This window comes from Lentzea sp. NPDC051213 (genome assembly GCF_044455585.1).
GTDB lineage: Bacteria > Actinomycetota > Actinomycetes > Mycobacteriales > Pseudonocardiaceae > Lentzea.
Genome location: NZ_JBITEX010000005.1, coordinates 506,822 through 526,546, shown reverse-complemented (window position 1 = coordinate 526,546; position 19,725 = coordinate 506,822). Strand labels below are relative to the sequence as shown.

The following is a 19,725-nucleotide window of genomic DNA, read 5'->3' as shown; positions in this document are numbered from 1 at the left end:
TTGACGCGGCCCGAACACCTCACGTCGTGGCCAGGTGATCGTCGTTTCGTCATCTTCGCTTCGGTTCCCGGCCATCAGACGCGGTGAAACTAGGCCAGCATGACCGTCTTGTCGTCCCGTCCCGCGCACCCGGTAGACCCGGGACTGGTGTCCATCGCCCTGGAAGTGGCAGGTCGCCTGGCGAACGACGCCTCGGACGTCATCATGGCCACCGCCGGCCGCGGCGTGCGTCCCGACTCCGACGAGTCGCCGTTCGACTGGGTGACCGACACCGACCGCACCCTGGAACGCCACACCCGCCGCGTGCTCACCGCCGAGTTCCCCGCGATCCCGGTGTTCTGCGAGAACTCCGACGTGGACGTCCCCGGCGACTCCGAGTTCCGCTGGGTGGTCGACCCGGTCGACGGGACCGCGAACTACACGGCCGGTATGCCCTGGTGCGCCTACAGCCTGGCTCTGGTGGACCGCTGGGGCCCCGTCGTCGGCGTCGTGGCCGACCCGTACCGCTCCCAGATCTACGCCGCCGCCCGCGGCCGTGGCATGCGTGCCAACGGAGCGCCGGTGCGGCTGACCGAACGCCAGGGCGACTCGCTGGTCGTGTGCACCGAGATGACGCGCTCCGGGCCGTGGCCCGGTATGGGTGAGTTCATCTCTACCGCCGCGATCGCTGGCACGGGCGTGCGCGTGCTGGGCTCTAAGTGCCTGGCCGTTGCGCAGGTGGCTTTAGGACATGTGGCGGCTGCGGTGCTGCACGGCTATCACGAGTGGGACGTCGCTGGGGCCGTTTCGCTGGCTGTGGAGTCTGGGGCGGTGGTTTTGGACAGACGTGGCGAGGGGGCCCAGCTGCCGGTGGACGGGTTGCTGGTGGCTGCGCCGGATGCTGCCGATGAGGTGCTGGGGTGGTGGCAGTCCGCGCTTAGTGTTGAGGCGTGACAACTGCTTGGCGGGAATGGCAGGACAGTCCGTGGGGGCGGCTCCGCTACGCGTTGGCGCTGGCGAATCTGCGCCGTCATCTGCCGCCTTGGGCGCGGATCTTGGACGTCGGTGGCGGTGACGGGTCCGACGCTGTCGCACTGACCTCGTTGGGACACGACGTGACGGTCGTGGACAACTCCCCCTCGATGCTGGAGATCGCCAGGTCGCGCGGACTGGAATGCGTCGAGGCGTCCGTGTGGGAGATGCCCGACCTCGGGTCGTTCGACGTGGTGTTGTGCCACAACCTCGTGCAGTACGAGCCGGAGTGCCTGCCCGCGGTGGTGGCACCGCTGCGGCCCGGCGGCCTGGTGTCCGTGATGGCGATCAACCGCCACTCCGCACCGCTGGTCACCGCGATCCGCGCGTTGGACCTGGCCGGTGCGGTGGCCGCACTGGACTCTCCGGTGGCACGCACGGCGACGTTCGACCGGGAGATCCGGCTGTTCACGTACGACGAGATCGTCACCGAACTGCGCGGGTGCGAGGTGCTCGGCCACTACGGAATCCGCAGCGTGTGCGACTACATCGCCGACGACTCGCTGAAGCACAGCGCGTACGAGGCGCTGGAGGAACTGGAACTCGCGCTGACCGACCGTGAGCCGTACATGCACACCGCACGGCTGTTCCAGGTGATCGCTCAGGTGGACAGCTGAGGCAGCTGCTTCTCGAGCACCTCGAGGTGGACGCGCGCCGAGTCCAGCTCCGGGTGGTCGAACATCTGCAACGCCACCCGCCCGACCTCGTTCTCGAACACCTTGAAGTCGTGCGCCGCCGTGAGCAGCCGCTGGTACACCGGGTGCTGCCGGTCGACCGCGCCGAGCGCCCTGCCCAGCTGCGCGATGCCGCGCACGTCGTCGAGCTCCTGGGTGAGCTGCTCGCTGATCCGGACCAGCCAGTCCTTGGCGGCCGACCTCGGCACGGTCTGGACCGCCGCCGCGACCCGCCTCGTGGACTCCGCGCAGCGTTCGACCAGCTCGGACCACATGTCGTAGGGCTGCTGCGGGATCGGCGGGTGGAACACCCTCGGCTGCTTGGGCTTCTGGACGGCGCGGCGGATCAGGCCGACGGCGGTGCCGATCATGGCGCCGGGGGCCGTGCCGAACATCGCGGTGATGATGAGGATCACGATGACGGTCACGAGGGGCGAGGTCGGGGTTTCGCTCGGCGCCGCAAACTCGGTGATGATCGCGAGGGCACCGATGAGCACGGTGCCGGATGCGGCACCCCAGAGCGCTGAACGGACTACGACCCCCATGGTGAGTGATCGTGCCATGTTCCGCGCTGGTTCGTAGGGGAACTCAGGCGTCGAAGTCGACCGTCACGCACTCGCTGGTCGGCAACGCCTGGCAGGTCAGCACGAACCCGGCCTCCACCTCGTGCGGATCAAGCGCGTAGTTCCGCCGCATCTCGACCGTGCCCTCAGTGACCAGCGCACGGCAGGTGCCGCAGACACCGCCCTTGCACGCGAACGGCAGATCGGCGCGGACTCGCTGGGCGGCGTCCAGGATCGGCTCGTCCGCGGGCAGGGGCAGGGTGGTCGACTTGCCGTCCAGGACCACGGTCACCGAGGCGGCGGACTCCACCACGGCCTCGACCCGGCGCGGCGGGGGCGGGGGCTCGTCGACGTAGAAGAGTTCGTGGTGCACGCGATCTGCCGGCACGCCGCGGTCGCGCAGCACGGCGGTGGCGTCCTGGACCATCTCGTACGGGCCGCAGAGCCACCACTCGTCGATGCCGTCGAACGGGACGACGGTGTCGAAGAGCGCGCTCAGCTTCTCGGCGTTCAGGCGGCCGCTGAACAGTTCCACGTCGCGCGGTTCGCGGGACAGGACGTGGACCAGCTGCAAGGTGGCCGGGTAGCGGTCCTTCAGGTCGGCCAGTTCGTCGGCGAACATCACCGTGTCGGTGCGGCGGTTGCCGTAGAGCAGCGTCACGCGGGCGCCGGTGGCCAGCACGGTCGCGGCGATCGACAGGGCCGGGGTGATGCCGGAGCCGGCGACCACGAAGCCGTGGTGCGTGCCCACACCGGTCGGGGAGAACTTGCCCAGCGGGGGCAGGACCTCGATCACCTCACCGGGGGCGACGCGGTCCACCAGCCAGCTGGAGAACTGGCCGCCGTCGACGCGGCGCACGCCGATGCGCGGGGCGGCGCCCGCCGGGGCGCAGATCGAGTACGAGCGGCGTTCCTCGCCCTGGCGCAGGGTCAGGTACTGGCCCGCGGCGAAGGTGAAGTCGTCCGACAGGTCCGCGGGCACGTCGAACGTGACGGCCACGGCGTCGTCGCAGAGGCGGTCGACGCGGGCGACCGTCAGCTTGTGGAAGGCAGCACGGCGCGACAACTAGATCTCCTTGACGTGCTCGAACGGTTCGGAACAGGCGTGGCAGCGGCGCAGTGCCTTGCACGCCGTCGAGCCGAACCGCGAAATCTCCGAGGTGTTGAGAGAACCGCACTGCGGGCACGCCACCTGACGTGACGGCGGTACCAGGTTCAACGGCACCGGGCCGGCGACGGACGGGCCGATGCGCGAGGGTGGCGCGATGCCCGCGGCCGCCAGCTTGGAGCGGCCTTCCGAGCTGATCCAGTCCGTGGTCCAGGCCGGTGACAGCGACAAGCGCACCTCGACCTCGGCGTACCCCGCGGAGAGCAACGAACGGCGCAGATCGGCGCCCATCTCGTCGATCGCGGGGCAGCCCGAGTAGGTCGGGGTGATCGTCACGACGACGCGGCCGTCGGTTTCGGACACCTCGCGGAGCACGCCGAGGTCCGCCAGCGTGAGAACCGGGAGTTCCGGGTCCCGCACGGCCGACGCGACCTCGAGTGCCGTGGTCACCAGACCGCTCCCGGCAGCGAGCGGTGCAGGTGCTGCATCTCGGCGAGCAGGAAGCCCATGGCCTCGGTGTGCACGCCGTCGCGGCCCGCCATGCCGGCGACCCGCGCCGCGCGAGTGTCCGCGGGGCGGGTGAGGCCCGCGGCGGACAGCACCGCCTCCAGCACACCGTCCACTTCGGACCGAAGAGAGGCCGGGTCGACCGCGACACCGGTCAGCGCGGTTTCCACGGCGTGCGTGGCGAAGAGCTCGTCCACGAACGGCCACACGCGCTCGAGACCGGCCTGCATGCGCCGGTGCGACTCGTCGGTGCCGTCGCCCAGCCGGACGGTCCACTGGGCGGCGTGGTCGCGGTGGTAGGCCAGCTCTTTCAGGCCCTTCGCGGCCACGGCGGCCAGCACCGGGTCGGCCGAGCCGCGCAGGCGCGAGAACAGCGCCAGCCGCCACGACGAGAACACCAGCAGGCGCGCGATGGTCGTGGCGAAGTCGCCGCCAGGACCGGGACCGCAGTCGATCTCGGCCAGGTGCACGTTGCGGAACTCGCGTTCGTCGCGCAGGTACGCCAGCGCGTCCTCGTCGCGGCCGAGCACCTCACCCGCGCGGGTGAGCAGCATGCGGGCCTGGCCGAGCAGGTCCAGGGCGATGTTGGCGAGCGCGATGTCCTCTTCGAGCTCCGGAGCGCGCGAGCACCACTCCGACAGCCGCTGCGAGAAGATCAACGCGTCGTCGCCGAGCATCAGGCAGTACGCGGCCAGCGCCTCGCGATCCACGCCGGCGGGGAACTCGCGGTTCACGCCGACGAGAGCGTCCGAGAATCCGGTGCCGAACGCCCAGTGCGCGTCCTCGTGACCGAGGAGCGATTCGTACGCGTTGTCGAAGCTCATAGGTGCGGCACGTCCTCGGGAATCGCGTAGAACGTCGGGTGCCGGTAGACCTTGTCGCCCGACGGCGCGAAGAACGGGTCCTTCTCGTCCGGCGAGGAGGCCGTGATCTCGGTGGCGGGCACGACCCAGATCGACACGCCCTCGTTGCGACGCGTGTAGACGTCACGGGCGTTGCGCAGCGCCATCTCCGCGTCCGGCGCGTGCAGCGAACCGACGTGCACGTGGTTCAGGCCGCGCTTGCCGCGCACGAACACTTCCCACAGCGGCCAAGACGTGCTCACGCGGCACCTTCCTTCGTAACCTGCTTCTGAGCATGCGCGGCAGCGGCCTCGCGGACCCACGAGCCGTCCTCGTGCGCCTTGCGGCGGTGGGCGATGCGCTGCTCGTTGCAGACGCCGCCGCCCTTGACGACCTGCCAGAACTCGTTCCAGTCCGGCGAGCCGAAGTCGTACTGGCCGCGCTCTTCGTTCCACTTGAGCTCGGGGTCCGGGAACGTCACGCCGAGCTTCTCGGCCTGCGGCATGCTCATGTTCACGAACTTCTGCCGCAGCTCGTCGTTCGTGTCGCGCTTGATGCGCCACGCCATCGACTGCTCGGTGTTCGAGGACTCCGCGTCCGGCGGACCGAACATCATCAGCGCCGGCCACCACCAGCGGTTCACCGAGTCCTGCACCATGTCGCGCTGCTGCTGGGTGCCGGTCATCATCGTCATGAGCAGCTCGTAGCCCTGACGCTGGTGGAACGACTCTTCCTTGCAGATGCGGATCATGGCGCGCGCGTACGGCCCGTAGGACGTGCGGCAGAGCGGCACCTGGTTGCAGATCGCGGCGCCGTCGACCAGCCAGCCGATCACGCCGACGTCGGCGAAGGTCAGCGTCGGGTAGTTGAAGATCGAGGAGTACTTCTGACGGCCCTCGATGAGCTTGATCGTCAGGTCCTCGCGGTCGGCGCCGAGCGTCTCGGTCGCCGAGTACAGGTACAGGCCGTGCCCGGCCTCGTCCTGCACCTTCGCCAGCAGGATCGCCTTGCGCCGCAGCGAGGGCGCGCGACTGATCCAGTTGCCCTCCGGCTGCATGCCGATGATCTCGGAATGCGCGTGCTGGGCGATCTGCCTGATCAGGGTCTTGCGGTAGCCGTCGGGCATCCAGTCGCGCGGCTCGATGCGCGATTCGGCCTGCACGGTGCGCTCGAAACGCAGCTCCAGGTCATCCGCCATGCCACCGATGTTACACCTGAGTGCCGAATCTGCGTAGAACTGTCACAACGACTCCGATGACCAGCCAGACGACCAACAGGAAGGTGCCCACGGGCAGCAGGCTGAGGACCGCGGTCCGGCCCGCCACGCGAGTCAGCTCGGGGTTCGTCTGGTCGTACTCGACCCGCACGTTGTCCCCCACCTTCAAGCCGGCCGGGTACAGCACGCCCTGCGACGGGATGATCACGCGGCCGTCCGGTGTGGCGTAGCGCACAACGGTCCGGTTGAAGGCGACGGAGTCGACCTGCGCGACCGCCTGCCCCATGTTCCGCTCGATGGCCACGTCATCCCGCCAGCACGCGATGGGCAGGAGCACGCAAACGAGCGTCACGACCCCACCGACAACGAGCAAAGTGCGACTCACCGCACGGCGGACGCGTACGCCGAGCGGCGGCTTGGTCACTGCGTCCTCCACCACAACTGAGAAGTCTAGAGCCGGGCGGGTGCCGCGCTTTCAGGTTGAGGTCCATACAGTCGGACCGTGACCTCAGCACCCACATCGCGAGCACGGCAGCGAATCCGCGTCCGGTCGAGGCGGGACACCGCCGGTGACCTGCTCGGACTGCTGCCAGACCCCGCGCACGCGCTGGCCTGGGTGCGAGATGGGTCCGGTCTGGTCGGATGGGGCGAGGCCGCCCGACTGGAGGTCAGCGGACCGGACAGGTTCGCCCAGGCCGACAAGTGGTGGCGCGAACTCGTCGCGCACCTGGAGGTCGACGACGAGCTGGGCGTGCCGGGCAGCGGGCCGGTGGCGTTCATCAGCATGGCCTTCGCGGACGAGCCGGGCGACTCGGTGCTGATCGTGCCCGAGGTCGTCGTGGGCAGGCGCAACGGCGAGCAGTGGATCACCACGATCGGCGCCGCCGACACCGCACCGGACGTCGCGCCGCTGACCAGGCCGTCGACCGTCCGGTACGCGAACGGCCAGCTGCCGGTGACGCAGTACCGCGAGGCCGTGCGGGAAGCCGTGGCGCGCATGCGGGACGGCGAGCTCGGCAAGGTCGTGCTGGCGCACGACCTGGTGGCGGTCACGGACAAGCGGCTGGACCAGAGGTTCGTGCTGCAGGGGCTGGCCCGCCGCTATCCGGAGTGCTGGGCCTACGCCGTCGACGGGCTCGTGGGGGCGACGCCCGAACTGCTGCTGCGCCGCACCGGGTCGGTCGTGGACTCGCGGGTGCTGGCGGGAACGACCTGGCCGCACGACGGGGTCAGCGACGAGGAACTCGCTTCGGCGTTGATGTCGTCGGAGAAGAACCTCGAAGAGCACGAGTACGCGATCACTTCTCTCGCGGAGACGCTTCGGCCCTTTTGCACGACGATGTCAGTCGAGGGGCCGTCCGTTCTGCGGCTGCCGAACGTGTCGCACCTGTCTTCCGACGTGATCGGGACTTTGGGGTCCTCCGCGTCGTTGCTGCACCTCGGCGAGGCCGTGCATCCGACGGCGGCGGTCGGCGGGACGCCGCGGCTGGACGCGACGACGTTGATCTCCCAGCTCGAGGGGATGGACCGCGGGCGCTACGCCGGGCCGGTCGGGTGGATCGACGGCAACGGGGACGGCGAGCTCGGGATCGCGTTGCGGTGCGCGCAGATCAGCGGGTCGACCGCGCGGCTGTTCGCGGGGTGCGGGCTGGTCGCGGATTCGGATCCGGACATCGAGGTGCAGGAGGCGCACGCCAAGATGCGGCCTATGCGCGAGGCTCTCGAAGGGCTGTAGTTCTTAGCTCTCCAGGACGCTGGCCACGAACTCGGCCTTGCCTTCTGTGTACGCCTCACGGTCGTGGCCGCTTTGTGTTGCCAGTCGACGCTTCAGGTCTTCGTATGCCTGCGCGAGGGTGGTGTTGCTGCGGAGTGCGTCGCGGAACCTGATCTGCTCGGTCCACCTCGGGTGGTCTGCCTGGATCAGGTGCAGGTGTGCCTCGCGGTGGCCTTCCGCGTCCGGCTTCACGTAGAAGCGGCGCCACGGGCGGAGATCCAGGTTCGGCGGTACCAGGCACCAGCCTTCGGTGGCCAGGCGCTCTGTGGCCTGCTCGACCACGGTGTCCAGGTCGGTCACGGAGGCCATGAGGTCGACGATCGGCTTCGCTGCGAGGCCTGGCACGGCCGTCGACCCGATGTGCTCGATTTCTTCGGTCAGCCAGGGGGCCAGGAGGTCGGCCAGTTGGTCGCTCTCCGCCTTTGCTCTGGCGGCCCAGCGGGGGTCGTGCGGGCTGACTTCTGCCCGCTCGTGTGCCCAGGCCGGGGCGTCTTCGCTCATCGGGCCAACGCTAACGCAGGGGTCCTGCATGGCCGTTTGTGCCGTTGGCGTCTGCAAGTACCACCAACTCTTGATCGAATCGCCGCCAACTACACCCAACCCGCGCGCCGTGCCGGACTCCCAGGTCGCCGGGGACAGCCGAGAAGGTCTGTTGGTAGTAGAAAAGTGCCTGTTGACCTTGAGTTGGCGGTACTTGCAGACGCCAGCAGGCGACCAGGCAGGCTCGGGCCAACGCTAACGCAGGGGTCCCCTTGAGCTGGGAACCCCTGCATCACAACGTACTCAGCCGGTCTGACACTCAGTGCTCGTGCGCACCCAGCAGCTCGTGCGTGAGCTGGATCTTGGCGCGCGACTTCGGCTCGGCCTTCACCGAGAGGGACTTCGCGGCCACCTCGGCAGCGGCACGGCCAGGAGCCTCGGCCGGCTTGCCCTTGGTGAAGAGCCAGGTCTGGAACAGCTGGTCGAGCTGCTGGCCGGACACCCGCTCGGACAGTGCGATGAACTCCTCGATGGTGGCGTCCTTGTAGCGCTTCTCCTGCTGCCACGTCTTGAGGATCTCGAAGAACTTGTCGTCACCGACGGCCACGCGCAGGGCGTGCACGGTCAGCGCGCCGCGGTCGTAGACGGCGCCGTGGAAGACGTTGGAGGAGCCGGGATCGCCGGGCAGGACCTGCCAGAACGGGTCTTCCGCCGGGTACAGGTCGTAGGTGAAGTCGGCGTTCTCCTGGGCCGTGCCCTCACCGATGTACTCGGACCACAGGAACTCGGCGTAGGAGGCGAAGCCCTCGTTCAGCCAGATGTCGCGCCAGTGGTGGACGGACACCGAGTCGCCGAACCACTGGTGGCCCAGCTCGTGCGCGACGACGTAGGTGTTGGCGCCACGGCGGAAGAACGCGGTGTCGTAGGTCGGGCGCGTCTGGTTTTCGAGCGCATAGCCGAGGTTCGGCGTCACGACGCCGCCCTGCGCCTCGAACGGGTACGGGCCGAAGCTCTCCGCGAGGAACTCGTTGATCTCGGGCGTGCGCTCGATGCTCGCCTTGGCGGCATCTGCGTTGTCGCCGAGGCGCTCGGAGTAGGCGTTGACGTACGGCTGGCCGTTGGGCGCGGTGCCCTGGCGGAGCTCGAACTGGCCGATCGTCAGGAACGTCAGGTAGGTCGCCTGCGGCTTGGTGCTGCGCCAGTTCCAGCGCGTCCAGCCGTTGATCTGGCGGGTCTGGCCGACGAACGTGCCGTTCGAGATCGCCTCGACGCCGTTCGGGACGGCGACGTTGACGTCGAAGGTGGCCTTGTCGGTCGGGTGGTCGTTGGACGGGAACCACCAGGAGGCGATCTCCGGCTCACCGATGGCGAGGGCACCGTCGGGAGTCTTCGTCCACGCCGTGAAACCCTTGGCGTCCTTCACGGCCGACGGCGTGTCGGCGTAGGTGACGACGATCGTCAGGTCCTGACCCTTGCGGACGCCGCCGCGCGGGGTCAGGGTCAGCTCGCCGCCGTCGGAGACGTACGTGGCCGGCACGTTGTTGACCCGCACCGACTTCACCTTGAGCAGGAAGTCGAGGTTGAACTGCGTCAGGTCCTGGGTGGCCTTCGCCAGGATCGTCGTCGTGCCCGACAGCTGGTCGCCGGTCGGGTTGTAGTTGAGCCTGATGTCGTAGTGGGAAACGTCGTATCCGCCGTTGCCGTACGCAGGGAAGTACGGGTCACCGACGCCGGGTGCGCCCGGAGACGCCGCGAGCGCCGTCCCCACGAATAGCGTCATCGCGGCCGCGGACGCTACCGCGGTCGTCGTCTTGGATCTGATCGACATGCGCGGGACGCTATCCACACTTTTGACGCGGGAGCCACCGACTTCCGTAGGTTTCCTACCTGCTGAAAATGTTTGACACCGTCGACTTGAGACGTTGGTGCAACGAGCGCAGCTCGTCTCGTTTTGCCTGCACTTCCACCACTTGGAGGCCCTGGGGCTGCGCAATTGCGCTACGGAACTCCTCCTGGCCATCCACTGTGGAGTGCGGAATTCGGTAGCCCGCGCACAAAGCGGTCAGATCCGTCCCGTGCGGGGTGCCGAATATCCTTTCGAAACTCCCGCCGTACTCCGGCGCGCCTTGCTCCAGCAACGAAAAGATCCCCCCACCGTCATCGTTCAGCACGACGATGGTCAGGTCCGGGTGGTGGTCGGCCAGCAGGCCGTTGCTGTCGTGCAGGAACGTCAGGTCGCCCATCAGCGCGTATGCGGGGCCCTGATGGGTCGTGGCGAGACCGATGGCCGTGGACACGCTCCCGTCGATGCCCGCCGCACCCCGGTTGGCGTGCACGGTGATGTCCGACCGCCGCTCGCCCGCGAAGTCGACGTCGCGGATCGGGTTCGAGGACCCGACGAACAGCATCGCTCCCGTCGGCAGCGCCTGGGTGAGGTCACGCGCGATGTGCAGCCCGGTCGGCCAGGGCTCGGCGTCGAGCAGCTCGTCGACGGCCACGCTTACGCTCTTGACCGCGGTCTGCCAGGCGTGGCCCCACTCCGCGTCGATCTCCGCGGGCTCCGGCAGCCAGGTCGACGCCTGTGTCGCGGTGAACTGCACGTCCGGCCACAGCGCCTGGTCACCGACGGCGTGCACGATCTCTGTGTCGCGCAGCAACGTCTGCTGCCCGCGCGCCAGCGTCACCCGGCCGACGACCAGCACCGCGTCCGGCCGCAGGTGCTCGGGGAGGCCCGCGTTGAGCAGCAACGAGCCGTGGCGCAGCCCGTTCGGCGCGGTCGGCTCGGCGATCACCGGCCAGCCGAGCGAGGCGGCCTGACGCAGCCGCTCGGGGCGGTCGTCGCCGAGCAGCACCAGCGTGCGGGCGGGCAGGGCGGACGGCCTGGTCTCGACCGCGAACGCCCGGTCCGTCGCGGTCCACGGGCCACTGCGATCCGACGACGGCCACGCGTCGTCCTCCGGTGTGAGCGGCGGGCGGAACGGCACGTTGACGTGCGACGGCCCGTCCGCCGCGATGGCACGGCAGATCAGCGAACGCGTCGTCGGCTCGTCGGCGGCCTCCGGCATGTGCAGCGTCGGGATGCCGAGGATGTCGTGCTGGTTGATCGTCTGGCTGGAGCCGGTCCGGTACAGATCGACAGGACGGTCGGCGGTCAGCGCGATCAGCGGGACGTTCGTCAGCTGCGCCTCGATCACGGCGGGGTGCAGGTTCGCGACGGCGGTGCCGCTGGTGCAGGTCACGACGGCCGGCGTGCCCGTCTTGGCGAGCCCCAGCGCGAGGAAGCCGCCGCTGCGCTCGTCGATCCGCACGTGCACCCGGAGCAGGCCCTTTTGCTCGGCCTGGTGCAGCGCGAACGACAGCGGGGCGTTGCGCGAACCAGGGCACAGCACGACGTGCTGGACGCCGTTGCGCACCAGCTCGTCGACGATCACCCTCGCCTGCGCGGTTGACCCGTTCATCTCTCGATTGTCCCAGTACCGTTCTGTGAAGCATCTCAGCCAGGTGCGCCTAGAGTCTCCGGTCGTGGCAGACCAGGAGCTCTTCGACCCGTCGCTGTGGAAGTCCGTGGAGGGCTTCGACTTCACCGACATCACCTACCACCGCGCGATCGACCAGGGCACGGTCCGCATCGCGTTCAACCGGCCCGAGGTGCGCAACGCGTTCCGGCCGCACACCGTGGACGAGCTGTACCGGGCACTGGATCACGCCCGCATGTCGTCCGACGTCGGCTGCGTGCTGCTGACCGGCAACGGGCCGAGTGCGAAAGACGGCGGCTGGGCCTTCTGCAGCGGCGGTGACCAGCGCATTCGCGGGCGCAGCGGCTACCAGTACGCCTCCGGTGAGACGTCCGACACGGTCGACCCGGCGCGGGCGGGACGGCTGCACATCCTGGAGTGCCAGCGGCTGATCAGGTTCATGCCGAAGGTCGTCATCGCGGTGGTCAACGGCTGGGCGGCCGGTGGGGGCCACAGCCTGCACGTCGTGTGCGATCTCACCATCGCGAGCGCCGAGCACGCGAAGTTCAAGCAGACCGACGCGGACGTCGGCTCGTTCGACGGCGGCTACGGATCGGCGTACCTGGCACGGCAGGTCGGGCAGAAGTTCGCCCGCGAGATCTTCTTCCTCGGCCGCACGTACTCCGCCGAGGACATGTTCAAGATGGGCGCGGTCAACGAGGTCGTGCCGCACGCGGAGCTGGAGACGACGGCGCTGCAGTGGGCCCGCGAGATCAACGGGAAGTCGCCCACCGCCCAGCGGATGCTCAAGTACGCGTTCAATCTGATCGATGACGGTCTGGTGGGACAGCAGATCTTCGCCGGTGAGACGACCCGGCTCGCGTACATGACCGACGAGGCCGTCGAGGGCAGGGACGCCTTCCTGGAGAAGCGCGACCCCGACTGGTCGAACTACCCGTACTACTTCTGATCATGCTGGACGACCTGCGCTCGGCGCTCAGCGGCGGAGAACCGCTGGTCGACGGCCCGCTCGACGGCTGGGAGAAGCGGGCCGTGCTCGGCGTGCCCACCTCCGGGTCGACGGGCGAGCCGAAGACCGTGCTGCTCGACGCGGACGCGCTGACCACGTCCGCGGAGGCCACCCACGAGCGGCTGGGTGGGCCGGGAACGTGGCTGCTGGCGTTGCCGACCAGCCACATCGCCGGGGTCCAGGTGCTGGTGCGCTCGCTGGTCGCCGGCACCACCCCCGGCGTGCTGGACATGGCGAAGGGCTTCCGGGCGATGGGCTTCGCGCAGGCCGCGCAGCCGGTGCTGGCCCAGCCGGGACGCCACTACACCGCGCTCGTGCCGACGCAACTCTCCCGGCTCGTGGTCGGGGAGGGTCCGGGGCTCTCGGCGCTGCGGCAGTTCGACGGCGTGCTGATCGGCGGGGCCGCGACCCCGCCGAAACTCCTCCAGCAGGCCCGTGACCTGGGCGTTCAGGTCGTCACGACCTACGGCATGAGCGAGACGGCCGGCGGGTGTGTCTACGACGGCGTGCCGTTGCGGGACGTCCGGCTGCGCACCGACGAGCTGATCGAGATCAGCGGCCCGGTGCTGGCGCTGGGCTATCGCGGCAGCGCGGAGCCGTTCGGCGAGTGGTTCCGCACCGGGGATCTCGGGCGGCTGCGCGGCGGGCGGCTGGAGGTCCTCGGCCGCGCGGACGACGTGATCGTCACGGGCGGCGAGAAGGTGCCTCCGGTGCTGGTGGAACGGGCTCTGGCGACCGTGGAGGGCGTGCTGGAGGCCTGTGTCGTCGGTGTGCCGGACGACGAGTGGGGGCAGGTGATCGCCGCGGTCGTCGTTGCCCGCGGTGTGACGCCCTCGGTCGAGGACCTGAAGGCCGCGGTCGTCTCCGAGGTGGGCCGGGCGGCGGCGCCGAAGCTGGTGCGGTTCGTGTCCGAGTTGCCGTTGCGGGGGCCGGGCAAAGTCGACAGAGCAGCGGTGGCTGACTCTTTTAGGTGAACCTTTACCGCCGAGCACAACTCTCCTCGCGAAGCACGCGGACCCAGGCCGCGCGCGTTAGCGATGGGGGTTTCTCATGCGCTACCTGTTACCGCTGGTCGCCGGAGCCGCTCTGACGGTCGGACTGGCATCCCCTGCCCAGGCGGCGGGCAACGAGTGGTCCGCGGACGTCAGCGGCCACGCCGTCACGTGGGGTGGCTCCCCGCGGACGGGCCTGATCGAGCTCGGGTCGCACAGACTCGCTCAGCCGGCCAACACGGTCACGGCGGCGGTGACCGGCGATGGTGTCGTGGACGTGCGCGGGCTGCGGCCGGACGGTCAGTGGACCGAGTGGCTGGAGGCGCCGGCCACGTTGCCGGTGAGCACGCAGACCGTGCAGACGCGGGTGGTTCTGAGCGGTGGCAAGGCATCGCGCGTGAAGCTGACGGCGTCCAACGCGCCCGCTGTTGCCGCGGACGACGTTTCTGTTGCTGCGGCGGGCCGTTCGTACCGCGTGTACGCCACGCGTGAAGGCCTTGTCGGTGGCACGACGGCGAACGGCCACACGATCCGTTCGCGCGACCACTTCGTGGCGCTGCCGTCGCGGCGTGGCCTGGCGCCCAACAACTCCGGCAGCTACAGCGTGCAGGTGTGCGCGTCGAACGGCCGTTGCGAGTGGGCACCGGTGTGGGACGTCGGCCCGTGGAACACCAAGGACGACTACTGGAACCCGTCCGCGACCCGCGAGATGTGGAAGGACCTGCCGCAGGGCAAGCCCGAGGCGCAGGCGGCGTACGAGAACAACTACAACGGCGGCAAGGACCAGTACGGCCGCGAGGTCGCGAACCCGGCGGGCATCGACCTGGCCGACGGCACGTTCTGGGACGGCCTCAAGCTGACCACGAACTCGTGGGTGACCGTGACGTACCTGTGGACCGGCTCCGGTCCTGTCGGGACGGTGCGCACCGCGGCGGCGAACGGCACGGTGAACGTGCGCAGCGGCGCGAACTCGTCGACCTCGCAGGTGGGTCTGGCCGCGAACTACGCGCAGGTCAGGGTGACCTGCCAGCTCACAGGTGAGTCGGTGACGGGCACGCAGGGCACCTCGAACGTCTGGTACCGCATCGCGTCCGGCAAGCACGTGGCCAAGGCGTACGTCGCGGGCGTCAGCGGCGCGCCCGCCTGCTGATACACCCCTTTGGCGGGTCCTCAGCACCCATGGCGGAGGATGGAGGCATGGCCTCAGTCGTCCAGTGGATCCAGGGGACCCGCCCCCGTACGCTGCCGAACTCGATCGCACCGGTGCTCGTCGGCGCGGCGGCGGCGCACCACATCGACGAGTTCAACGCGCTCTACACAGTGCTGGCGCTGGTCGTTTCGGTGGCGCTGCAGATCGGCGTCAACTACGCCAACGACTACTCCGACGGCATCCGCGGCACGGACGACAACCGGGTAGGGCCGTTCCGGCTGACCGGTTCCGGCGCCGCGGAGCCGGCGAAGGTGCGGCTGGCGGCGTTCATCTCGCTGGGTGTCGGCGCGCTCGCCGGGATCGTGCTCGTGGCCCTGTCCGGGTACTGGTTCCTGCTCGCATTCGGCGCCGTTTGCATTGCTGGAGCGTGGTTCTACACGGGCGGCAAGCGGCCGTACGGCTACGCGGGCCTCGGCGAGATCGCGGTGTTCCTCTTCTTCGGACCGGCCGCGGTGCTGGGCACGCTGTACGTGCAGAGCGGCGAGATCACCGGTATCGGCATCGGTGCCGCGATCGCGATGGGGTCGATCTCGGCCGCCGTGCTGGTGGCGAACAACCTGCGGGACATCCCGACGGACGCGGTGTCGGGCAAGCGGACCCTGGCCGTGGTGCTGGGCGACAAGGACACCCGCCGGCTGTACCTGGCGCTGGTGGCCGTGCCGTTCCTGATCGCGCTCGGGATGACCGTGCGGGTGCCCTACGCGTTGCTCGGATTCCTTGCGGCACCGGTGTTGCTGCCCGCCGTGCGCCGGGTGGCCGCCGGGCGCGGTGGGCGTGAGCTGATCCCGGTGCTGCAGTTCACCGGGATCGCGATGCTCGCCTGGGCCGTGCTGGTCAGCGCCGGCCTGGTCCTTGACTGAGGCTTTCGCCGCGCTACCAGGCGTCTTCGGTGAACTGAGGCGGCTCGTCGTCGTCCCGTCGCGCGGGCTTGCGCGGGGCCGGCGGAGGGGGCGCCTCACCCTGGATCAGCTCGTCCAGCCTGGCGCGGTCGGCCTCGAGGGCCTGCCGCACCAGCGGATCGTGCCCCGCCTCGCCGGTGAGGACCTGACGCCAGCTCAGCCCGGCGCCGCGGGCGATGCGGTCGGCCAGCTGCCGCATCGCCGGTGACGCCTCGCTCGACTTGGCGAACTGCATCACCCTGCGGATGTCCTCAGTGGACGGTTCCTTGCCCTTGAGACCCTGCTGGGCGGACCGCATAGCGCGGTCCACCTCGGCGACGGTGCTGGTCAGGAAGTCCTCGGCCGCGAGGATGTCCGGTGTCCGCCAGGCCGTCATCACCACTTGTCCTCCGCGAAGATGTCGGGGTCGTTCTCGTCGCCGTCGTCACCCCGGCCTCTGCGCGGCTTCTGCGCTTCCATGATCTCCTCGGCGGTCATGCCCTCCTGGAGCATCTGGAACGCCTGCTTCATCTTGTTGACGTTCTCCTGCTGCATGGCCTGCACGTCCGGATCCTGGGCGGCCTTGCCCGAGACGACGTCCTCCCAGGAGAACTCACCCGCGTCCACCTTGCGCTTCAAGGCTTTCAGCTGCTCGGGCGCGTCCTTTTCCTGCGCCGCGCGCTCGACCTGCTGGGCGATCGCCTTGAAGTCGACCGGCGGGATCGGCGGCAGCGGCGTGTCCTTGAGGCGGTTCGCCAGGTCCTGCGCCTCCTTGAAGCGCGCGTCGACCTGCGCCTCGGCCGCGCGCAACTCCGGCGACTTCCAGCTGTCGTTGGGCGTGGTCATCAGTTCTCCCTCGCGAACAATCCCCGCTGGATCGGCCTGACCTCGTCGCGGACGTCGCCGAGCTCGCCCCTCGACGCGAGGGTGCGCCACTGCCGGAAGTCTACTTCGGACAGACCGAGCTGCTGGGCCGTTTCGTAGTTCTCACCGAGGAAGTGCAGGACCGCGTTCTCGCCCATGATCCCGAGGATCTCGAACTCGGCGCCCCTCCAGGTGCAGAGCTTGCGCAGTAGGGAGAGGTCCTGGACCGCGGCGTCCGACACCTCGAGGAACCTGGCGCCCTCGCTCGCGGTGAAGTCGTCCGGCGCGCGGTGACCGGCCAGCGGGTGCAGCAGCACCGAGCCGGGGGTGGTGCCGAAGTCGAGGTCGAAGTCCTGCCCGCGGAACTTGCCGATCAGTCCACGCCGGACGGTCGGCCGCAGCGGAACCGGGGCCTGCCAGAACCTTCCCGGCCCGAAGCCGACGTCCCCGGTGGGGATCCAGCCGGTCTGGCGGTTGAGGTACTTGCCGACGCTGCGCGCGTCGCCGTTCGACTCGAACCGCCACAGCTCGGTGCCCGCCGGCAGCTCGGTGAGCTCCATGACGTACTCGGGGATCGGCTGCGCGCTCGGGGTGTAGCCGGTGCCGGTGAACGGCACCGGGTAGACGCGGCTCGTGCCCATCTTCTGCGCGCCTTCGAGCGTGGGGCCGCCGAAGCTGGTCTCGAAGATCTCCGCGGTGTGGGCGAGGAACCGCAGCAGGTACTGCGTTCCTCCCGGCCACTCCGCGACCTTGTCGACGCCGAACGCCTCCGCGAACTGCTCTGCCGTGCCCTGCGGGAAGTCCTGGCCGCGCGTGACGAACCCGCCCGTGCGGTGCGGCTCGAACTTGCCGGGAACGACGACGTTGCCCAGGTAGAGCTGCGCGATCGCGGGGTGCACGATCTTCTGCAGGATGGTCTGCGGCCCGATACCGGCCGCCTTCTGCACGACCTGTGGGGTGCTCATCCCGGGTTCTTCTCCTTCCACCGCGCCAGGTAGTCGGTGCGGTCGACCTGCACGTTCCCCAGCTCCTCGACGTCGAGCGTGGCCGTGAAGCCGTTGTACTGGTCGCCTTGGAGGCCGTTCTGCGCCGCCCAGACGTACTCGCCTCCGGCGTACCCCGCCTCCGCCAAGCCGGCATCGACGGCGATGACGTTGAACGGCTGGTCGCGCCAGGTGGCCGTCATCTTCTCGAAGTACCAGGCGTCGAGCTCGGTGACGGGCACCGTTTTGAAGTGCCTGCCACCGTAGCTCTCGAAGCCCTCGTCGGTTCGGTAGGTCACCCCGGGGATCTTGCGGATCCAGACGGACCCGTCCCCCTCGGCGCCCGCGAAGTACACCTCGCCGCGGTACTCGGCCATCTCCTGCGAGTAGTTGGTCATCAGAGCTTCGTCCAGCCGAACTTGCGGTCGTACACGGCGTGCAGGCTCTCCGAGCCGTCCGCGTTGACCTGCCAGATCTCCGCACGGTCAGGCAGAGGCGTACCGCCGTCGACGCGCCACTCCGGCAGACCGCCCATCGTGGAGCCGGTGCCGGTGAACGGGTCGTACCCGTCGTACGGCTTGGCAGCACCGCCGGCCGCGGCCATCTGCTTCTGGGAAGCCTCGTAGTGCGCCTGCTCCTGCGGGGACTGGTACTCGCTGTCCTGGCGGGGGCCGAACGTGTTGAAGTCGGGGACGTCCTTCTTCGGACCGCCGAACGGCACGTTGTGCGCACCGGCGTTCTGGTCGGTGACCTCGTACCGCAACTGCATGGCGGACGGGGCGTTCTCGGGGATGGGCGTCCACCCCTTGCCCTTGTCGTCCAGCGCCAGACCGTCACGGAGTCCTGCGGGGGTGTTGATGTCGACGACGTCCTGGCCCCTGGCGATCGAGCCGCCCATCTGGTTCTGCCAGTTCGCCTGCTTGCTGCCGTCCGCGTGGGGCGTGTCCGGCAGGTAGGTGCTGAGCGCGCCCTGGTTCAGCGCCTTGGTGACGATGTCGCCGGTGCCGACCGTGATCTGGTTGCGGACGTCGGCCACGTGCTGCGCCTCGGTCGGGCTCAGTTCGGTGGTGAGCTTCTTGCTCAGGTCGACGTAGCGCTCGCGGTCGGCCTCGTTCGGGAGGATCTGCTCGAGCTGGTGCTTGTAGCCATCGCCCTGCGCTGCCATCGCGGCCGCGTCGAAGTGCGGGGTGAGGTCTGGGCCTGGTGGGCGGTTGCTGCTTGCGCCGTCGCCGTTGTTGCCGTCGCCGTTGTTGCCGTCGCCGTTGTTGCCGTCTTGGCCGGTGGGGGCCGGCTCGTCGGTATGCGGCTTGAGGTCGTGGTCGGTTGGGGTGGGGTCGGGCTGGGTGTCGTGGGCCGGCTTGGGGTCCTCGGCGCCGCTCGGGTCGGTGTCGTGGGGTTTTGCGTCGTCGGGCTTGCCGTCGGTGTCGTGCGGCTTGTCGCCCGCGTCGTGCGGCTTGTCGCCCGCGTCGTGGGGCTTGCCGTCGGTGTCGTGGGGCTTGTCGCTCGCGTCGTGCGGCTTGCCGTCGGTGTCGTGCGGCTTGCCGTCGGTGTCGTGCGGCTTGCCGTCGGTGTCGTGCGGCTTGTCGCCCGTGTCGTGGGGCTTATCGGCTGCGTCGTGGGGCTTGGTGCCGGACTCGTGTGGAGTCGTGTCGTGCGGCTTGGTGCCGTCTGGCGTGTCGTGCGGCTTGGTGTCCGTCGACCCGTTGGGCGTGGTGTCGTGCGGACGCGTGCCGCCGTCGTGCGGGGTCGCGCCGCCCGAGCCGCTGGGCGTCGAGTGGTCCGTGCCGGTGCTGGGGTGTCCGGGAGGCGACGGGAGGCCGCCGCCGGAGCTCGGGCTCGGGTGCCCAGCAGGCGACGGCAAGCCGCCACCGGCACTTGGGCTGGGGTGCCCGGGAGGCGACGGCAGACCGCCACCCGAACTCGGGCTGTCATGGCCGGGAGGCGACGGCAAACCACCGCCGGTACTCGGGCTCGGGTGCCCAGGGGGCGACGGCAGGCCGCCACCAGCACTCGGGCTCGGGTGCCCAGGAGGCGACGGCAAGCCGCCACCAGCACTCGGGCTCGGGTGCCCAGGAGGCGACGGCAAGCCGCCACCAGCACTCGGGCTCGGGTGCCCAGGAGGCGACGGCAAGCCGCCA

23 protein-coding genes are annotated in these 19,725 nt (G+C 69.5%); 7 read left to right on the top strand and 16 right to left on the bottom strand.

All coding sequences use genetic code 11. The features are described from left to right. Positions 1 to 99: 99 nt before the first annotated feature. Together ACIA8G_RS25055 and ACIA8G_RS25050 are read left to right on the top strand one after the other, a co-directional pair. The gene (locus ACIA8G_RS25055) at positions 100 to 933 is read left to right on the top strand and encodes an inositol monophosphatase family protein (RefSeq protein ID WP_396421081.1); all 834 of its coding nucleotides are present in this window, start codon (positions 100 to 102) and stop codon (positions 931 to 933) included. Beyond that, positions 930 to 1,628: a class I SAM-dependent methyltransferase gene (locus tag ACIA8G_RS25050; RefSeq protein WP_396421080.1), complete on the top strand. Its 699-nt coding sequence runs from the start codon at positions 930 to 932 to the stop codon at positions 1,626 to 1,628. Before ACIA8G_RS25055 ends, ACIA8G_RS25050 begins: the two co-directional genes overlap by 4 nt. On the opposite strand, the gene ACIA8G_RS25045 is transcribed toward ACIA8G_RS25050, so the two are convergent. From ACIA8G_RS25045 to ACIA8G_RS25015, 7 genes are read right to left on the bottom strand one after another with little or no spacing between them, the layout of a single operon-like run. Further along, the gene (locus ACIA8G_RS25045; protein ID WP_396421079.1) at positions 1,613 to 2,230 is read right to left on the bottom strand and encodes a hypothetical protein; all 618 of its coding nucleotides are present in this window, start codon (positions 2,228 to 2,230) and stop codon (positions 1,613 to 1,615) included. The two genes, ACIA8G_RS25050 and ACIA8G_RS25045, sit on opposite strands and share 16 nt — an antisense overlap. A 43-nt stretch (positions 2,231 to 2,273) precedes the next feature. Continuing rightward, complete coding sequence (paaE, locus tag ACIA8G_RS25040) at positions 2,274 to 3,314, bottom strand: 1,2-phenylacetyl-CoA epoxidase subunit PaaE (RefSeq protein ID WP_396421078.1); 1,041 nt, start codon at positions 3,312 to 3,314, stop codon at positions 2,274 to 2,276. Further along, positions 3,315 to 3,806 (bottom strand): 1,2-phenylacetyl-CoA epoxidase subunit PaaD, encoded by a 492-nt coding sequence (gene paaD / locus ACIA8G_RS25035; protein ID WP_396421077.1) that lies wholly within the window; start codon positions 3,804 to 3,806, stop codon positions 3,315 to 3,317. Beyond that, complete coding sequence (gene paaC / locus ACIA8G_RS25030) at positions 3,803 to 4,687, bottom strand: 1,2-phenylacetyl-CoA epoxidase subunit PaaC (protein ID WP_396421076.1); 885 nt, start codon at positions 4,685 to 4,687, stop codon at positions 3,803 to 3,805. The genes paaD and paaC overlap by 4 nt, the downstream gene beginning before the upstream one ends. Then, positions 4,684 to 4,968, bottom strand: a complete 285-nt coding sequence (paaB, locus tag ACIA8G_RS25025; RefSeq protein WP_089915556.1) for a 1,2-phenylacetyl-CoA epoxidase subunit PaaB — start codon at positions 4,966 to 4,968, stop codon at positions 4,684 to 4,686. Before paaB ends, paaC begins: the two co-directional genes overlap by 4 nt. Beyond that, positions 4,965 to 5,903 carry a 1,2-phenylacetyl-CoA epoxidase subunit PaaA gene (gene paaA, locus ACIA8G_RS25020; protein WP_396421075.1) on the bottom strand — a complete coding sequence of 313 codons (939 nt, stop codon included), beginning with the start codon at positions 5,901 to 5,903 and terminating at the stop codon, positions 4,965 to 4,967. The genes paaB and paaA overlap by 4 nt, the downstream gene beginning before the upstream one ends. 10 nt (positions 5,904 to 5,913) lie before the next feature. Then, positions 5,914 to 6,345 carry a DUF3592 domain-containing protein gene (locus ACIA8G_RS25015; protein ID WP_396421074.1) on the bottom strand — a complete coding sequence of 144 codons (432 nt, stop codon included), beginning with the start codon at positions 6,343 to 6,345 and terminating at the stop codon, positions 5,914 to 5,916. A gap of 78 nt (positions 6,346 to 6,423) precedes the next feature. Here ACIA8G_RS25015 and ACIA8G_RS25010 point away from each other — a divergent pair, with 78 nt between their 5' ends. Beyond that, positions 6,424 to 7,656: an isochorismate synthase MenF gene (locus ACIA8G_RS25010; RefSeq protein WP_396421073.1), complete on the top strand. Its 1,233-nt coding sequence runs from the start codon at positions 6,424 to 6,426 to the stop codon at positions 7,654 to 7,656. A gap of 3 nt (positions 7,657 to 7,659) precedes the next feature. Here ACIA8G_RS25010 and ACIA8G_RS25005 read toward each other — a convergent pair whose 3' ends face one another. The 3 genes from ACIA8G_RS25005 to menD form a co-directional block, all read right to left on the bottom strand. Next, positions 7,660 to 8,196, bottom strand: coding sequence for a GrpB family protein (locus ACIA8G_RS25005; protein ID WP_396421072.1), 537 nt, complete (start codon positions 8,194 to 8,196; stop codon positions 7,660 to 7,662). A gap of 298 nt (positions 8,197 to 8,494) precedes the next feature. Next, entirely contained in the window at positions 8,495 to 10,003 is a 1,509-nt protein-coding gene (locus ACIA8G_RS25000) for a M1 family metallopeptidase (protein ID WP_396421071.1), read from the bottom strand. A gap of 55 nt (positions 10,004 to 10,058) precedes the next feature. Then, positions 10,059 to 11,633, bottom strand: coding sequence for a 2-succinyl-5-enolpyruvyl-6-hydroxy-3-cyclohexene-1-carboxylic-acid synthase (menD, locus tag ACIA8G_RS24995; RefSeq protein ID WP_396421070.1), 1,575 nt, complete (start codon positions 11,631 to 11,633; stop codon positions 10,059 to 10,061). Between the two features lie 64 nt (positions 11,634 to 11,697). On the opposite strand from menD, the gene ACIA8G_RS24990 reads away from it, so the two are divergent. The 4 genes from ACIA8G_RS24990 to ACIA8G_RS24975 all read left to right on the top strand — a co-directional run bounded on the left by ACIA8G_RS24990 (position 11,698) and on the right by ACIA8G_RS24975 (position 15,722). Then, entirely contained in the window at positions 11,698 to 12,600 is a 903-nt protein-coding gene (locus ACIA8G_RS24990) for a 1,4-dihydroxy-2-naphthoyl-CoA synthase (RefSeq protein WP_396421069.1), read from the top strand. Between the two features lie 2 nt (positions 12,601 to 12,602). Then, the gene (gene menE / locus ACIA8G_RS24985; RefSeq protein ID WP_396421068.1) at positions 12,603 to 13,634 is read left to right on the top strand and encodes an o-succinylbenzoate--CoA ligase; all 1,032 of its coding nucleotides are present in this window, start codon (positions 12,603 to 12,605) and stop codon (positions 13,632 to 13,634) included. A gap of 76 nt (positions 13,635 to 13,710) precedes the next feature. After that, positions 13,711 to 14,802 (top strand): hypothetical protein, encoded by a 1,092-nt coding sequence (locus ACIA8G_RS24980; RefSeq protein WP_396421067.1) that lies wholly within the window; start codon positions 13,711 to 13,713, stop codon positions 14,800 to 14,802. Positions 14,803 to 14,849: 47 nt separating this feature from the next. After that, the gene (locus tag ACIA8G_RS24975) at positions 14,850 to 15,722 is read left to right on the top strand and encodes a 1,4-dihydroxy-2-naphthoate polyprenyltransferase (protein WP_396421066.1); all 873 of its coding nucleotides are present in this window, start codon (positions 14,850 to 14,852) and stop codon (positions 15,720 to 15,722) included. 13 nt (positions 15,723 to 15,735) lie between these two features. On the opposite strand, the gene ACIA8G_RS24970 is transcribed toward ACIA8G_RS24975, so the two are convergent. The 6 genes from ACIA8G_RS24970 to ACIA8G_RS24945 all read right to left on the bottom strand — a co-directional run. Continuing rightward, a complete protein-coding gene (locus ACIA8G_RS24970; protein ID WP_396421065.1) occupies positions 15,736 to 16,137 on the bottom strand; it encodes a hypothetical protein in 402 nt (133 codons plus the stop codon). Next, on the bottom strand, positions 16,137 to 16,586 hold the full coding sequence (locus ACIA8G_RS24965; RefSeq protein ID WP_396421064.1) for a hypothetical protein: 450 nt from the start codon (positions 16,584 to 16,586) through the stop codon (positions 16,137 to 16,139). The genes ACIA8G_RS24970 and ACIA8G_RS24965 overlap by 1 nt, the downstream gene beginning before the upstream one ends. Continuing rightward, on the bottom strand, positions 16,586 to 17,569 hold the full coding sequence (locus ACIA8G_RS24960; protein ID WP_396421063.1) for a hypothetical protein: 984 nt from the start codon (positions 17,567 to 17,569) through the stop codon (positions 16,586 to 16,588). Before ACIA8G_RS24960 ends, ACIA8G_RS24965 begins: the two co-directional genes overlap by 1 nt. Then, complete coding sequence (locus ACIA8G_RS24955) at positions 17,566 to 17,985, bottom strand: hypothetical protein (protein ID WP_396421062.1); 420 nt, start codon at positions 17,983 to 17,985, stop codon at positions 17,566 to 17,568. The genes ACIA8G_RS24960 and ACIA8G_RS24955 overlap by 4 nt, the downstream gene beginning before the upstream one ends. Next, positions 17,985 to 19,448 carry a hypothetical protein gene (locus ACIA8G_RS24950; protein WP_396421061.1) on the bottom strand — a complete coding sequence of 488 codons (1,464 nt, stop codon included), beginning with the start codon at positions 19,446 to 19,448 and terminating at the stop codon, positions 17,985 to 17,987. Before ACIA8G_RS24950 ends, ACIA8G_RS24955 begins: the two co-directional genes overlap by 1 nt. A gap of 67 nt (positions 19,449 to 19,515) precedes the next feature. Beyond that, the coding region (locus ACIA8G_RS24945; protein WP_396421060.1) for a hypothetical protein at positions 19,516 to 19,725 on the bottom strand (210 nt) is incomplete at its 5' end.